Genomic DNA, 15,045 nt, shown 5'->3' on the forward strand with positions numbered 1-15,045 from the left:
ACTCGTCTACTTCTGAGGGGGAGGCTGGCTATAGTGTGTTCCTAAGTAAACGGTTCCGTTTACTTCGTCGATTTCAGGGAGAGTTCCATGAGCGCACCGATCTTCACCCGGACACGCACGAGCGAGGCGCCGGCCACCGGCGGAACACGGACGGGCGGGACACGAACGTGGGAGTACGCCGAGCAGCTGATCCGCGGGCGCCACGCGACCCGCGCCTTCCGCCCCGACCCGGTACCCCAGGACACTCTGCACAGCATCTTCTCCCTGGCCGGCGCCGCGCCGTCCAACTCCAACGCGCAGCCGTGGCGGGTCGAAGTCGTCGGCGGCGCGCGGCGAGACCGTCTGGCCGAGGCCCTGCGAACGGCCCACGCCGAGCGACGCCTCACGGCCGACTACCCGTACTCCGAGGACATGTACGCCCCCGTCCACCAGGAACGGCGGGCCGCTTTCGGCGCGGACCTGTACGGAGCGCTGGGCATCGGCCCCGACGACCACACGGCCCGCGCGGCCTACGACGCCGAGAGCCTGGGCTTCTACGGGGCGCCCCATGCCGCGTTCCTGTTCGTCACCGGCGACGGCGGGCCGCGACTGGCCGCCGACGCCGGCGCCTACCTGCAGACGCTGCTGCTGGCCATGGCCGCCTACGGCGTGGCCAGTTGCCCGCAGGGCCTGCTCAGCTTCTACGCCGACACCGTCCGCGACGAACTCGGAGTGGACGAGGGGAAGCTGCTCGTGGGGATCTCCTTCGGTTACGCCGACGAGGACGCGCCGGTGAACCGGGTCATGACCGGCCGGGCGGCTCTGGAGGCAACCACCACATTCCACATCTAGAGCCGGTCGCGAAAGTGCTGGTCACAGCGACTCGTTGAGCAATGCAACCAGCACGGTCGCGTCGTATCCGTCGTCGTCCTTGTCGAAGGCCGGTGGCCGACCGCCCAGGACCCGAGGCCTAGTCCACCGAGCCGGTGACCGACGGCAGTGCCTCGACGACGAAGAACAGGAAGCAGGGCTTGGTCGACAGGTCGTGAAAGCCGTCGGGGAACAGTTCACGGGCGGCTGGGTCGGGCTGCGGCTCACTGATGACGGAGAGGCGGAAACCCGCGGTGGTGAAGGCATCGATCATCGCGTGCAACGGCTTGCGCCAAAGTCGCATCGGGGTGGACTGCCCACCGAGCATCCAGTCGAACGTATAGCTCGTGGTCGCAAAGTAGTCAGGCCGAGGATCCCCGTGCGTGTAAGCCGTGATGGGGTGGTCCACGGACACGATCAGCCGACCGCCGGGCCTGAGCACTCGCCGCAACTCGGTCAGCGTCGGCCCCCAGTCCTCCAGGTAGTGCAGGACCAGCGACGCGACCACGTCGTCGAACGCGCCGTCATCGACCGGCAATCGGTCGCTCAGGTCGGCCACGTGCAGTGCTACGTCGTCACCGAGCCTCCGCCTGGCCAGGGCCAGCATTCCGGCGCTGGCGTCGATGCCGGTGACGGTGGCACCGCGGTCGCGAAGTGCGGCGGTGAGGGGGCCCGAACCGCAGCCTGCGTCCAGGACCCGGCGGCCGGCGACGTCTCCGGCGAGGGCTAGCATCGCGGGCCGTTCGTAGTACGCGTTCACGAGGTTGTTCTCGTTCTCCGCCGCGTACGCCTCGGCGAAACTGTCGTAGTCGTTCACCCGGCCCGGATCTCCAGGCTGGGCCGAGCTGTCGGGTACGGCGGTTGCGCGTTCCATCGTCGCAGCCTAGTAGTCACATGATCCGTCGTGTCGCCCTGCTCGACTGTCCAGCTCTCCTTCACGGTCAGGCGGGGTACGGCGGGCAGGCCGCTCAGCTCTGAGTCCGCCTGCCCGCAGCGTCCAGGGGCCCGCGTCCTCGACGGTCAGTCGGAACGGCGGCGTGGCCTCGTGCGTCGACGCGGCTAATGTCGGCGCCATGAGCGAACACTCGGAACGTTCCGTCGTCGTCGAACGCACCAGCAGCGGGCAGTTCGTAGCGACCAATGCCCGCGGAGGATCAATCAGTTTCGGTACGTCGTCGGAAGGCGACCGGAACACCGGATTCACCCCTGTGGAGCTGCTCCTGGCCGCGATCGGCGGCTGCACGGCCGTGGACGTCGATGTAGCCACCGGCCGTCACGCAGAGCCCACCCAGTTCTCCGTGACGGTCACCGGGGACAAGGTCAGCGACGACCTGGGCAACCGCATGACGAACCTCAAGGCCACCTTCACCGTGGAATTCCCGGACGACGAGGGAGCGGAGCGCGCCCGCGCCATCCTCCCCCGGGCAGTCCAGGCATCCCATGACCGTCTCTGCACCGTGAGCAGAACCGTCGAGATCGGCACACCCGTGACCACGACCGTCACCAACGCCTGACCACCGGGCCCCATCCGCTCGACGGGGCACCGGCGAAGCGTTGTGCCCCGCGCGAGCGCCTGCGGCACCGAGGCACCGAGTGCATTCGTCCTGCCGGCCCTCGACGTCGGTCAGCGCGAGGAACAACGCGGGACCAGGGTGCCGTTCAGGCGGACGACCGCGCCGGACCGTTGGTGTGCTGTGCTGTGCCGGCGCTCCGGCCGTGCAGCGACCGAAGGGGACAGGACGAAGAGCCGAGGCGTCACTCCTCGCGCAGGCTCGTCACCAGTTCGCGCGGCAGGCCGTGGGTGTCGTGGAGGTAGTGGAAGTCCTCCTCTCCCAGCGGGCCCCGGAAACGGGGCCGGGCGAGTACCTTCCGGCCGAGCTCCAGGAGCCGGCGGAACCGGCGCTCTTCCTCCAGGAGCAGTCGGCGTACGGGCTCGGTGCCGCCCTCCTGCCGGAAGTGCCCCAGCGTGTGCGAGAGGAGTTCGCCGGGCAGGTCGCCGAGTCCGCGTGAGGGGTCGTCCCGCCACAGGACGGTGAGTACCCGGCGCAGGAGGCGCCGCAGCACATAGCCTTGCCCGGTGTTGGCCGGGCGGACCCCGTCGCCGACCACCACGACGGCCGAACGCAGGTGGTCGCAGACCAGCCGCAGCGACGGCTCGTCCAGCGGCCACAGGGCGGGGACGAGACGCCGCCACGGTTCGAAGACATCGCACTCGAACACCGACGGCTTGCCCTGCAGCAGCGAGGCGAGGCGTTCCAGACCCAAGCCGGTGTCGACATTGCGCTGCGGAAGCGGCACGAGGCTGCCGTCGTCGAGGCGACGATGGCGCATCATGACGTGGTTCCACACCTCCACCCATCGGTCGTCGCGGGTGGGCGTCGAGCGGGGCGGGGTGTCGCCGGTCCACAGGAAGATTTCCGAGTCGGGTCCGCACGGGCCGACCGGCCCGTTGGACCACCAGTTGTCCTCCACCGTCTCCTCCACGGGCACACCGCGCTCCTGCCACAGCCGGAGCGAGGAGACGTCGGGCCCGACCTGGTCGTCGCCGCCGAACACGGTGGCGTGCAACAGGCCCGGATCGACGCCCAGTCCCTCGGTGAGCAGCCGGTAACCCCAGTCGAGGCTCTGCGGTCCCTCGTAGTCGCCCAGCGACCAGGTGCCGAGCATCTCGAAGACCGTCAGGTGGGTGCTGTCGCCGACCTCGTCCAGGTCGGTGGTGCGCAGGCACCGCTGCACGTTGACCAGCCGCCGGCCCAGCGGATGGGGGCGGCCCTCCAGGTACGGGGTGAGCGGATGCATTCCGGAGGTGGTGAACAGTACGGGGTCGCCGGGCGGGGGCAGCAGCGTCGAGCCGGTGATCCGGCGATGGCCCTGGTCCTCGTAGTACTCGACGAACGTACGGATCAGCTGCTCGGTGTTCATGAGGTGACTCCTTCGCGTCGCGGCAAGAGAGGCACCGGAGAACGGGACCGCGCGATCGTCGCAGCGAGGCGGAGGTGACAGAGCACCACGTGACCATCGGCGGGCCGTTTCCGGTCGCCGATGGGGGAGGGGAGAAGGTCAGGCGGCGGCAACCGGCGAGCTGGTCGCTCGCGCGGTCATGAAGACGCTTCGCCCGATGATGTTCATGGCCCCAAGGTAACGCACCCCGTCGCACGAGGCACGTGATTAATCCATGATTGCGGGACCTTCCCACGTAGACGGTCGTGCTCGCCGCGGCCCACGGAACTTCCGCTCCGACTGCGGTGCGCTCGCGGCCAAGGCCCGCAGCAGGACCGGTTCGCCGGTGCACGGTGAGCGCGCACCGACGACAGGCGGACCGCGGGGGTTTTCGCCGGACGGCGGCCCCGGCCGCCGACTCGAGTCGGCCAAAAAGCTCCGCGGCCGCATCACGTCCCCGGCGGCACTGAGAAGGTACGTCCATGACGACACCCGCGGAACTGGTCCGTTCCCTCGCCCGCACCCGGGCCTCGCTCGACGGGGAGGAGGTCACGTACTGGTGGACCGGCGACGTGTACTCCTGGGCCCCGGACGAGCCCTACGAGCGCCTCTTCGGCTTCGAAGGGCTCAACGTCGCACGTCTCGTCCAGGACGCCGAGGACGGCCCGGACGCCTACCGGCTGCTCACCCGCGAGGCCGCCTTCTACCTGGACCCCGGAACCCGCGAGATCCTGGAGACCTGGCAGGACCTGCCGGTGGTACACGTATGGAACGACCCGGCCAATCAGAAATGGCGCCCCTTCCCGGTCCCGGTCACCGAACTCGGTGAACAGGTCTGTTTCAGCCTGGAGATCCCGCTCGCCTACCCCTCGCCCCTGCCGGTCGCCGAGTACCCCGTCCACTCGGCCGGCGACACGTACAAGGCGCTGGAGTGCTTCCAGTTCTTCGCCCGCCGCTCCGACCTGGCGGGACGGGCACCCAGCGTCCCGGCCACCATGTCGTGGACCCGCATGTCCCCGTGGCTGCCGTGGATGGCGCGCGGGCAGCGCCCCGGCGGTCTCACGTTCCACTGCCGAGGCCGCAAGCTCGGCTCGTACGCCGAAGTCCCCGAACGCACCCGCGCGTACGTCGCCGACCACCACCCCGAGTTCGCCCACGCCCCGGAGATCTGGACCGAGCCGAACGAGACCAGTTGGACCTACTTCCGCGAACTGCACCCGCCGAAGTAGCCGCGAAGCCGCCGCAGGTCCGTCCCGGCGAGGCGGCTCCGCCCGCGGCACGCCCCGAACCGCACGACCCGGAGCCCGACCGTACGACCCGGAGCCCGAACCTCCCGGACTTTGCCCGCCATTCACCCACCGTCCTCTTCGCACTCGTCCTCGGCTGCAAGGGTTCGGCGACGGAACGGACCGGACCGGAGGAAAGATGTCCCCGAAGAGCAAGAGAACCCGCGCCGCGCTGGCTGCCCTGGTCGTAGCCGCCGGCACCCTGGGGACGGCGGGAGCCGCGCCGGTGGAGGAGTCGCATCGCGGGCAACAGCAGCACCGGCAGCGGCCGGGCCTGTTCGAGCGCACCGCCACCTACCCGGTCTTCCAGAACCGTCCGGCCGGTGAGGACGCGGAGGCCGGGACCGTCGCGGAGATCTCCTCGGTCAGCGAGGACGGCCGCACCCTCGTCTACACCGACGCGGTGGCCCGCCGGATCGGCTTCCTCGACATCGCCGACCCCGACCGCCCGCGCGGCCTGGGCACCCTGTCACTGGATCGGCTCGGCGACGCCGAGGACGAGCCGACCTCGGTGACCGTGGTCGGACAGTACGTCCTGGTGGTCGTCAACACCAGTGCCGGCTACGCCCGGCCCTCCGGACGGCTCGACGTCGTCTCGCTTCGCGACCGCAAGCGGGTGGCGAGCTTCGACCTCGGCGGGCAGCCCGACTCCATCGCCCTCAGCAAGGACAAGCGGTACGCCGCCATCGCGATCGAGAACGAGCGGGACGAGGAGGCGACCCCGCCCGGCCGTGACGAGGGCGACCTGCCGCAGGCACCGGCCGGCTTCGTGCAGATTCTCGACCTGGGCCGAGGCACAGCTCCCGCGCAGTGGCGGACCCGGGTGGTCCCGCTGACCATGGCCGACGGCCGGGCGCTGCCCGTGCTCGCCAAGGCGTCCATCACCGAACCGACGGACCCCGAGCCGGAGTACGTCTCGATCAACAGCCGCAACCAGCTCGCGGTGACGCTGCAGGAAAACAACGGTGTCGTTCTCATCGACCTGCCGACCGGCCGGATCACCAAGGCGTTCAGCGCCGGCACCGCCTCCGTGCGCGGCATCGACACCGTCGAGGACGGCACGATCGACCAGAGCGGGGCCATCGAGAACGTCCCGCGCGAGCCCGACGCCGTCGGCTGGCTCGACGACCGCTACCTGGCGACCGCCAACGAGGGAGACTGGCGCGGCGGTACGCGCGGCTGGTCCGTGTTCGACAGCCGCACCGGCAGACCCGCCTGGGACGCGGGCAACAGCTTCGAGCGGCTCGCCGTACGCCACGGCCTGCACAACGAGGGCCGGGCGGGGAAGAAGGGCCCCGAGCCGGAAGGCATCGCGATCGCCGAGTACGACGGAGTGCCCTACGCCTTCGTCGGATCCGAGCGCGACAACTTCGTCGCCGTCTACGACGTCAGCCGGCCCACCCGGCCGGTCTTCCGCCAGCTGCTGCCCGCCACCAACGGCCCCGAGGGCCTGCTGCCGATACCGTCGCGCGGACTGCTCGCGGTCTCCAGCGAGGAGGACGACGCCGAGGCGGGCGTACGCGCGTCCGTGAGTCTGTTCCGCCTGGGCCGGGACACCGGACACACTCCTTCGTTCCCCGGCGTCGTCTCGGCCGACGACGCTCACCGTGCCCCGATCGGTTGGGGGGCGCTCGGCGCGCTGTCCGCCGTGCCGGGCCGGCCGCACCAGCTCTACACGGTCACCGACGCCGCGTACTCCACCACCCGAGTCCTCACCGTCGACACGGCCCGCCGCCCCGCCGTCATCACCCGGGAGCTGACCGTCAAGGACGCCGACGGGCGGCCCGTCGGCTATGACGCCGAGGGCATCCACGCCCGGCCGCAGGGCGGTTTCTGGCTCGCGGTCGAGGGGGAGAAGGGCGCGGACAACAAGCTGGTCCGGCTCGACGCGCGGGGCGTGACCCGGCAGGTCGTCCCGCTGCCGGCGGACGTCGCCGCGGGCCTCGGCAAGCAGGGCTTCGAAGGCGTCACCGCCACCACGGACCGACGCGGGCACGAGATCGTCTGGGCCGCCCTCCAGCGTGAGGTCACGGGCGACCCGGCGGGTGTCGTGCGACTGGGCCGCTACGACGTGACAGCCGGCACCTGGAGCTGGTTCGGGTACCGGCTCGAGTCCACCAGCACGCCCGGCGACTGGATGGGGCTCTCCGAGATCACGGTGGTCGGTGACCGGCTCGCGGTCATCGAGCGCGACAAGCTCAACGGTCCGGCCGCCAAGGTCAAGCGCATCTACACCGTCGACCTGCCGACGTCGGCGGCGCCCGAGGGCACTCTGCGAGTCCTGCCAAAGAGGCTCGCGCACGACGTGCTGCCCGACCTGCGGGCCACGAACGGCTGGACGCAGGAGAAGCTCGAGGGTCTGACGGTGGGCGGAGACGGCCACGTCTACGCCGTCACCGACAACGACGGTCTGGACGACGCGACCGGGGAGACCGTCTTCCTGGACCTCGGAACGAGTCGACAGGTCTTCGGCCACCGCCGCTGACACCGACAGAACCTGACCAAGCCGTGGGGGAGAGGGGGGAAGGGGGCCCAGCCGCCCGCGATCCCTTCCCCCTCCTCGACGGCACACGGACAGTTCTGCCTCTCCCGGTTCGGCCGGCTCTCCTCGCGGTGAGCCCCAGGGGGACGAACTCCGCCGGCCCGCCCTCAGACCCGGGTGAGTTCGGCGGCACCGAACGACACGTCGAAACGGTCGCACCAGACGCTCACACTGGTGTAGCGGGACGGGTCGACACCGGCCGGTACCGCGTAGTTCTGGTTGCCCTTGTTCCCCTTGAGCTTCCCGAGACTGACGTAGTCCCCGTCGTCGAACACGTGCCAGCCGGCCGTCCCTCGCTTCACCGGCGCATCGGTCAACCACACCCGCAGGTCCGGCCCGTTGCTCGTGTCGAGGTTCTCGACACGCACGATGTGGGAGCCGTCGGAGAGCCGCACCAGTCTCACCGTCCCCGAGGTCGCGTGCTCGTGGCTGATCAGCCCGCCGCTCGCCAGGGTCACCGGTCCGGCCGGGGCCGGGGTGGAAGGCGTGGCACCGGACGGCTCCCCAGCGGACGGCCGCGATGGAGCAGCGGTCCCGGGCAGTGCCTCGTCGACGGTCTTCTCCTGCCACAGCTTCCACGGCTGAAACCAGTAGGAGCCGAAGCCGCCCACGGCGACAGCCACGGTCAGCGCCCCGATCACCCATGGTCTGACCAGCACCCCACGAACACGTCCCATTGCGCCCCTCCCGAAGGTCGTTGACTTGGGACCATTCAATGCGAGAACCGGCCGCCACGGGCCACCCGGCAGATGACGAAAGTCTTACGCCAGTGGCCGGCTGGTGGTCGAGGAGCAGCGCCAGGACCGCCGGCGCCGCCGGCCAGGAACCGATGCATTCCGCCTTTCCTTACGAAACGCGGACGTCACGGCTGGGGCAGCCCTCGGCGACCACACCCGCGTGCACGCGGTGCGAAGCTGGGCGCATGCAGCAGTCCCACGAGTCCGCCTCCGCGGATGTGTCCCCCGGCCGGTCCCCGGACGTGCCGCCCCCGACCGGTCCTGCCCGGATCCTGGTCGTCGACGACGATCCCACGGTCGCCGAGGTCGTCGCCGGATACCTGGTACGCGCGGGCCACGTCGTCGACCGGGCCGACGACGGCCCCGCCGCGCTCGGGCGAGCCGCCGCGCACCGGCCGGACCTCGTGGTCCTGGACCTGATGCTGCCCGGCATGGACGGCTTCGAGGTGTGCCGGCGGCTACGCGGCGCGGGACCCGTGCCGGTCATCATGCTGACCGCCCGTGGTGACGAGGACGACCGGATCCTGGGCCTCGAGGTCGGTGCCGACGACTACGTGACCAAGCCGTTCAGTCCGCGGGAGCTGGTGCTGAGGGTCGAGTCGGTCCTGCGCCGTACCCGGCCCGCCGCGGCGCCGCGCCCGCCGTCCGCGGCCGGCCTGACCGTCGACCCCACCGCCCGCAGGGCCACCAAGGACGGCGCCGAACTGGCGCTGACCCTGCGTGAGTTCGACCTGCTCGCCTTCTTCCTCCGGCACCCGGGGCAGGCCTTCTCCCGGGAGGAGCTGATGCGTGAGGTGTGGGGCTGGGACTTCGGCGACCTGTCCACCGTCACCGTCCACGTACGGCGGCTGCGCGGCAAGGTCGAGGAGGACCCGGCCCGGCCCCGGCTGATCCAGACGGTGTGGGGCGTGGGCTACCGCTTCGACCCTGCCGGACGGGAGGCGGACTGACATGCCCGACATCCTCCTCATAGCCTTCTACGCCTTCACCGGCGCCGCCGCCACCGGCCTGGCCGGCGCGGGCGTGCTGCGGCTGCTCCGGCGGCGTTCGCTGACGGCGTCGCTCGCCGTGGTGGCGGCCGTGGCCGTGCTCGCGATGCTCGCGGGCACCCTCATGGTCGCCTGGGCGATGTTCCTGTCCCCGCACGACCTGTCCGTCGTGACGACCGTCGTGGCGATGGCCGCCGTCGTCTCCCTGGCCACCGCGCTGCTGCTGGGCCGCTGGGTGGTCGCCCGGAGCCGTGAACTCGCCGCGGCGGCACGCTCGTTCGGCGACAGCGGCGACTACGCGGCCCCCGCCACACCGGCCACCGCCGAACTCGACGCGCTCAGCCGGGAACTGGCGGCCACGAGCGCCCGGCTGGGCGAGTCCCGTGAGCGGGAGCGGGCCCTGGAGACCTCCCGGCGTGAACTCGTCGCCTGGATCTCGCACGACCTGCGTACCCCGCTGGCCGGTCTGCGCGCCATGTCCGAGGCCCTGGAGGACGGCGTCGCGACGGACCCCGACCGCTATCTGCGGCAGATCCGCACCGAGGTGGAGCGCCTCAACGACATGGTCGGTGACCTCTTCGAGCTCTCCCGCATCCAGGTCGGCGCCCTCCTGCTCGCACCGTCCCGTATCTCCCTCTACGACCTGGTGGGCGACGCCCTCGCGGGTGCGGACCCGCTCGCCCGCGAGCACGGTGTGCGGCTGGTCGGCGACGCCGTGGCCGCCGTACCGGTCGAGGTGGACGGCAAGGAGATGAGCCGGGTGCTCGGCAACCTCCTGGTCAACGCGATCCGCCGCACCCCCGCCGACGGCACGGTCGCGGTCGCCGCCGAGCGCTCGTCCGAGGGCGTGGTGGTCTCGGTGACCGACGGCTGCGGCGGCATCCCGGAGGAGGACCTGCCGCGCGTCTTCGACACCGGCTGGCGCGGCACCCACGCCCGTACGCCCCCGGCCGGCGCGGGACTGGGCCTGGCCATCGTGCGCGGCATCGTCGAGGCCCACCGCGGCCGCGCCACGGTTCGCAACATCCCGGGCGGCTGCCGTTTCGAGGTCCTTCTGCCGTCGGCGGAGCGGTGAGGCCCAGGGGCACTGTCGGCCCAGCTCCGCCGGCGAGAAACGCGCCGGCAGCACCTCGTGGTGACACGCGGCGTCCACCCCTGCCGGGGCCCGCGCCACGGCCCCATGGTCGCGCACGTCGTCGCCGGGGACCTCGCGGACGTCGGAGCGGACGGTCCCGTGCCCGTGCTCCCGCAGGGTGTTCCAACGGCGTGCCGCCGGGTGGGTCGAGGTACGGCCGGCCGGACTGATGGAAGGACAGGCCCGGTGGGGCTGCGTGCCCTTGTGCCGCTCATCCGGCCCAAGCCGTGAGGGCCGCCGAGCGCTCGGCGCGGCGCGTCTTCGGGTCGGTGGTGCGGCTGGCCCAGGCGACGTGGCCGTCGGGCCGTACGAGGACCTCGGTCGCGCCGCGCAGGTCGGGGTGATCGTCGTGCGCGGTGACCAGCGCGGTGGTGACACGCGTCCTGTGTTCGCGGTCGGTGTACGTTGCGGTGCCGGGCGCGGGTGCCAGGTCGAGGTGGACGAACCGGGCCGTGCGCAGAAGGTCGTAGACCCGGCCGGCGGGCGAGTCCGCGGCCCTCAGCGTGATGTCCGGCATCCGGTGTCCCACCAGCGGATCGGCGTCGAGGACCGTGGGCCGGTAGGCGGTGCCCAGCGCGGAGACCCGGGCGGCGAGCATGCGGTTGACCTCGTCCTGGCCCAGGAGCTCGTCCAGCAGGGCGCGCAGGGCGGTGGCGGGGCGTCGGTACCGGGGGACGAGGGTGAGTTCCATGAGCAGGGTCTGGATCTCGGTGTTCTCCGTGACCTTGCGCCCCACCGGGCGGCGTTCGGCCTCGTAGCTGTCCAGCAGGCCCGGCGGCGCCCAGCCCTCGATCTCGGCGGCCAGCTTCCAGCCGAGGTTCGCGGCGTCCTGGAGGCCGGTGTTGAGCCCTTGGCCCGCGGCGGGGAAGTGGATGTGAGCGGCATCGCCCGCCAGCAGGAGGCGACCTGCGCGGTAGCGGTTCGCGAGCCGGGTGGCGTTGCCGAAGCGGGAGAGCCAGCGGGGGTCGGCGATACCGAGGTCGGTGCCGCACATCCGGAGCAGGGTCCGGCGGAACTCCTCCAGGGTGACCGGTTGAGAGGCCGGCACCCGCATCCGTTCCGGATCCACCACGACCAGCCGCGTGACCCCGTCCTCCAGCGGAGCGACCAGCACGCCGCCGGCCCGGGCGGCGTCCAGGGCCGCGGGACCGGTGTCCATCACCGCGAAGTCACCGAGGACGCCGGTGAGTGTCTCGTCAGTGCCGGGGAAGCCGATCCCGGCGGCCCGGCGCACCACGCTGCGCCCGCCGTCGCAGCCGACCGCGTACCGGGCCCGGACGGTCTCTGCGCCTCCGGGCCCCCGCACCTCGGCTTCGATGCCGTCGTCGTCCTGGCGCACGCCGGTGACCTCGTGGCCGCGCGTGATCTCCACCCCCAGCTCGGCCGCCCGTTCGGCCAGCAGTGCCTCGGTGCGCGCCTGGGGTATGAAGAGCGTGTAGCCGTGCCGGGAGTCGAGCCGGGAGAAGTCGAGCCGGGTCGGAAGCTGGGCGAAGTGCCAGCCGGGGACCGTGCGGCCGAGGGGCAGGAACCGGTCGAGCAGGCCCCGCTGGTCCAGCAGCTCCACGCTGCGCGGGTGCAGTGTCAGTGCCCGGGAGTCGCGCTGCGGCTCCGTCCGGCGCTCCAGGACGCGGGTCCGCACGCCCGTCAGAGCCAGTTCGCAAGCGAGCATCAGGCCGGTCGGGCCGCCGCCCACAACGATCACGTCGTCCTTCACGGAAGTCACCCTCTCTTGCCCACACCATTAGTGAACACCGTTCACGTGAACGATGTTCACTATACTGGCGGGCATGAGTTCCTCGTCAACCCGCAGCCCGGGGCGCCCGTCGCGCATCGACGGTCCGCGCACCCTGCGGACCGCACTGAAACTGCTCGACGAGTCGGGCCTGGACGCCCTGACCATGCGACGTCTCGCCGAGGCGATGGACGTGCGGGCCGGAGCGCTCTACCGCTACTACGCCACCAAGCAGGAACTGCTCACGGCCATGTCGGAGCAGATGATGGAGGGCGTCACCGAGAACGTTCTGGCGAGCGGCGACGCTCCCTGGCACGAGCGGCTGGCGGACTTCGCGCGCGCCCTGCGAGCGGCCCTGCTCGACCACCGCGACGGCGCACGGGTCTTCGCCGGCACGCACCCGACGGGCGGCAACGTCCTCGGTTTCTCCGACGCGCTGGTCGGCGTTCTGCTCGACGCGGGATTCCCCGCGGACGACGCGGCCCGGACGCTCTACGCGGTGTCGAACTTCACCGTCGGCCACACCCTGGAGGAGCAGGCCGCCGACTCGGAGGAGAACGGAGGACCGGGCGCCGCCGGACGGTTGCGGGCCGCGGTGGCGGACGGGTCGTACCCGCATCTGCGCGCCGCTTTGTCCGCGCTGGCCGGCACGGACTTCGACCGCCACTTCGAGTACGGGCTCGGCCTGCTCATCGACGGCCTCAGAGCGCGGCGGTGTCCGGTCGGCGAGGCCTGACGGACGCCCGCTCCGGGACGGAGGCGTCCTCGGTGTGCGGGCGTCGGACCGATGCCCCGACCGCTCCGCCCTGCAACACGCCCCGCCTCAGCCAGTGCCCAGCGCTGCGCGCCCCCGGAAGTCCCCGCGATGAGTTTCCAGCGGTTGTGCGGTCTACCCGTCGACGAAGGGAGCGCACCATGCGCAAGATCATCGTTTGCACGTTCCTGACGCTGGACGGCGTGATGCAGGCGCCGGGCGGTCCGGACGAGGACGCGGAGAGCGGCTTCGAGCACGGCGGCTGGCAGAAGCCGGTGGACGACGACGAGGTCGGTACGGCCATCGCCGGCTGGTACGAGCACGCCGACGCGATGCTGCTCGGACGCAAGACGTACGACATCTTCGCGTCGTACTGGCCGACCGCCGATCCCGGCAACCCGTTCACCCGTCGGATGAACAGCATGCACAAGTACGTGGTGTCCCGGACCCTCACGTCCGTCGAGTGGCAGAACTCCACGCTGCTGGAGGGCGATGTCGTCGACGCCGTACGCGAACTGAAGGCGTCCGACGGCGGGGACATCAACGTCGTCGGCAGCGGCGATCTCGCCCAGACCCTCATGCGGCACGGCCTCGTGGACGAATACCGGCTGACCATCCATCCGGTGATCATCGGTTCCGGCAAGCGGCTGTTCGCCGACGGGACGATCCCCACCGCGCTGGAGCCGGTCAGTGTGTCGACGACGAAGGGCGGCACCGTCGTCGGCGTGTACCGGCCGAACGGCAAGCCGAGCTACGACAGCTACTGAAAGGCGGGTGCGGCGCGCACGCCGACGGCGGGCCCGTCGCGCCGGCGGCCGAGCGTCGAGGGTCAACCTCTGGAAGCGCCCACTTGGAGAATCCATGATTTCCTGAATTCAGGAAGTCGTGTACTGTCGTGGCCGTGCTGACCACTGCTCCCGACATCGAGATACTGACCCGGTTCGGCCGAGCCCTTGCCGACCCGATCCGCTGCCGGATCCTGCTCGCCCTGCGCGAGGCCCACAGCTACCCGGCCGACCTCGCCGACGCGCTCGGAATCTCCCGTACGCGGCTGTCGAACCACCTGGCGTGCCTGCGTGACTGCGGCTTGGTCGTCACCGTGCCCGACGGGCGCCGCACCCGCTACGAACTCGCCGACGAACGCCTCGGCCACGCCCTGGACGACCTGCGCACCGCCGTGGTGGCCGTCGAGACCGACCGCACGTGCCCGGACGCCGATGAGAGGGCGTGCTGCTGATGGCTGCCGGGACACCGATATCCCTCGCGCCGTCACCGGCCCGCCGCGAGGCGCTCGCCAGGCGCATACGCTTGCTGGTCGCCGCCACCATCACCTACAACTTCATCGAGGCCATCGTCGCGATCACCGCCGGGACGATCGCCTCCTCCACCGCCCTGATCGGCTTCGGGCTCGACTCGGTCATCGAGGTTTCCTCCGCGGCCGCGGTCGCATGGCAGTTCTCCGCCCGCGAGCACGCTGAGCGCGAGGCCCGGGAGAAGACCGCCCTGCGGATCATCTCGGTTTCGTTCTTCGCCCTCGCCGCCTACGTCACCTTTGACGCGGTCCGGGCGCTCACCGGCACGGCCGAGGCGGAACGCTCCCTGCTCGGCATCGCCATCGCCGCCCTGTCGCTGGCGGTCATGCCCTTCCTGTCGAACGCGCAGCGCAGGGCCGGTCGTGAACTCGGCTCGGCCTCCGCGGTCGCCGACTCCAAGCAGACCCTCCTGTGCACGTACCTGTCCGCCGTGCTCCTGGTCGGCCTGGGCCTCAACGCCGCCCTGGGCTGGTCGTGGGCCGACCCCGTCGCCGCCCTCGCCATCGCCGCCATCGCCGTCAAGGAAGGCCGCGACGCCTGGCAGGGCAAGGGCTGCTGCGCCCCGGCGGTGGCGACGGTCACCGGCGACACCGAGGCAGAAGCGTGCGGCAACTGCCCTCCGGGCTGCGCCTGCTGCGACTGACCGTTCACGGCGTGAAGCGCCCCCAGCGGCGACCACATCCTGCACCGGTCGCCCCGGCGCCGAAGAGGACGGCTAGAAAGGCGAGTTGGGCATGGGGCCACCCGTCTGAGCCGCCCATCCCGTTG

14 protein-coding genes are annotated in these 15,045 nt (G+C 71.3%); 10 read left to right on the forward strand and 4 right to left on the reverse strand.

All coding sequences use genetic code 11. The annotated features are described in order from the left end of the window. The first annotated feature begins 87 nt into the window (after positions 1 to 87). On the forward strand, positions 88 to 831 hold the full coding sequence (locus ACLIN4_RS33910; protein ID WP_289908274.1) for a nitroreductase: 744 nt from the start codon (positions 88 to 90) through the stop codon (positions 829 to 831). 118 nt (positions 832 to 949) lie between these two features. Here ACLIN4_RS33910 and ACLIN4_RS33915 read toward each other — a convergent pair whose 3' ends face one another. After that, positions 950 to 1,723, reverse strand: coding sequence for a class I SAM-dependent methyltransferase (locus ACLIN4_RS33915; RefSeq protein ID WP_289908273.1), 774 nt, complete (start codon positions 1,721 to 1,723; stop codon positions 950 to 952). Positions 1,724 to 1,922: 199 nt separating this feature from the next. Here ACLIN4_RS33915 and ACLIN4_RS33920 point away from each other — a divergent pair, with 199 nt between their 5' ends. Beyond that, on the forward strand, positions 1,923 to 2,363 hold the full coding sequence (locus ACLIN4_RS33920; RefSeq protein WP_107476362.1) for an OsmC family protein: 441 nt from the start codon (positions 1,923 to 1,925) through the stop codon (positions 2,361 to 2,363). A 241-nt stretch (positions 2,364 to 2,604) separates the two neighbouring features. Here ACLIN4_RS33920 and ACLIN4_RS33925 read toward each other — a convergent pair whose 3' ends face one another. Further along, a complete protein-coding gene (locus tag ACLIN4_RS33925) occupies positions 2,605 to 3,771 on the reverse strand; it encodes an alanine--tRNA ligase-related protein (RefSeq protein ID WP_307651611.1) in 1,167 nt (388 codons plus the stop codon). Between the two features lie 500 nt (positions 3,772 to 4,271). Here ACLIN4_RS33925 and ACLIN4_RS33930 point away from each other — a divergent pair, with 500 nt between their 5' ends. Together ACLIN4_RS33930 and ACLIN4_RS33935 are read left to right on the forward strand one after the other, a co-directional pair. Further along, positions 4,272 to 5,018 (forward strand): DUF1838 family protein, encoded by a 747-nt coding sequence (locus ACLIN4_RS33930; RefSeq protein ID WP_107476364.1) that lies wholly within the window; start codon positions 4,272 to 4,274, stop codon positions 5,016 to 5,018. 196 nt (positions 5,019 to 5,214) lie between these two features. Beyond that, the gene (locus ACLIN4_RS33935; RefSeq protein WP_411576535.1) at positions 5,215 to 7,560 is read left to right on the forward strand and encodes an esterase-like activity of phytase family protein; all 2,346 of its coding nucleotides are present in this window, start codon (positions 5,215 to 5,217) and stop codon (positions 7,558 to 7,560) included. Positions 7,561 to 7,724: 164 nt separating this feature from the next. Here ACLIN4_RS33935 and ACLIN4_RS33940 read toward each other — a convergent pair whose 3' ends face one another. Next, positions 7,725 to 8,294 (reverse strand): DM13 domain-containing protein, encoded by a 570-nt coding sequence (locus ACLIN4_RS33940; protein ID WP_107476365.1) that lies wholly within the window; start codon positions 8,292 to 8,294, stop codon positions 7,725 to 7,727. 245 nt (positions 8,295 to 8,539) lie between these two features. Between ACLIN4_RS33940 and ACLIN4_RS33945 the strand changes: the two genes are divergently transcribed. After that, positions 8,540 to 9,304 (forward strand): response regulator transcription factor, encoded by a 765-nt coding sequence (locus ACLIN4_RS33945; protein ID WP_289908271.1) that lies wholly within the window; start codon positions 8,540 to 8,542, stop codon positions 9,302 to 9,304. A 1-nt stretch (position 9,305) separates the two neighbouring features. Further along, on the forward strand, positions 9,306 to 10,418 hold the full coding sequence (locus ACLIN4_RS33950; protein ID WP_290012662.1) for a sensor histidine kinase: 1,113 nt from the start codon (positions 9,306 to 9,308) through the stop codon (positions 10,416 to 10,418). 271 nt (positions 10,419 to 10,689) lie between these two features. On the opposite strand, the gene ACLIN4_RS33955 is transcribed toward ACLIN4_RS33950, so the two are convergent. Then, a complete protein-coding gene (locus tag ACLIN4_RS33955; RefSeq protein WP_290012661.1) occupies positions 10,690 to 12,192 on the reverse strand; it encodes a monooxygenase in 1,503 nt (500 codons plus the stop codon). A 73-nt stretch (positions 12,193 to 12,265) separates the two neighbouring features. Here ACLIN4_RS33955 and ACLIN4_RS33960 point away from each other — a divergent pair, with 73 nt between their 5' ends. The 4 genes from ACLIN4_RS33960 to ACLIN4_RS33975 all read left to right on the forward strand — a co-directional run bounded on the left by ACLIN4_RS33960 (position 12,266) and on the right by ACLIN4_RS33975 (position 14,920). After that, complete coding sequence (locus tag ACLIN4_RS33960) at positions 12,266 to 12,946, forward strand: TetR/AcrR family transcriptional regulator (protein WP_107476369.1); 681 nt, start codon at positions 12,266 to 12,268, stop codon at positions 12,944 to 12,946. Positions 12,947 to 13,125: 179 nt separating this feature from the next. Continuing rightward, positions 13,126 to 13,731, forward strand: coding sequence for a dihydrofolate reductase family protein (locus ACLIN4_RS33965; RefSeq protein WP_290012660.1), 606 nt, complete (start codon positions 13,126 to 13,128; stop codon positions 13,729 to 13,731). A gap of 134 nt (positions 13,732 to 13,865) precedes the next feature. Further along, entirely contained in the window at positions 13,866 to 14,201 is a 336-nt protein-coding gene (locus tag ACLIN4_RS33970; protein WP_107476384.1) for an ArsR/SmtB family transcription factor, read from the forward strand. Continuing rightward, positions 14,201 to 14,920 carry a cation transporter gene (locus ACLIN4_RS33975; RefSeq protein WP_290012742.1) on the forward strand — a complete coding sequence of 240 codons (720 nt, stop codon included), beginning with the start codon at positions 14,201 to 14,203 and terminating at the stop codon, positions 14,918 to 14,920. Before ACLIN4_RS33970 ends, ACLIN4_RS33975 begins: the two co-directional genes overlap by 1 nt. Positions 14,921 to 15,045: the final 125 nt, after the last annotated feature.

Source organism: Streptomyces mutabilis (assembly GCF_046628145.1).
Classification (GTDB): domain Bacteria; phylum Actinomycetota; class Actinomycetes; order Streptomycetales; family Streptomycetaceae; genus Streptomyces; species Streptomyces mutabilis.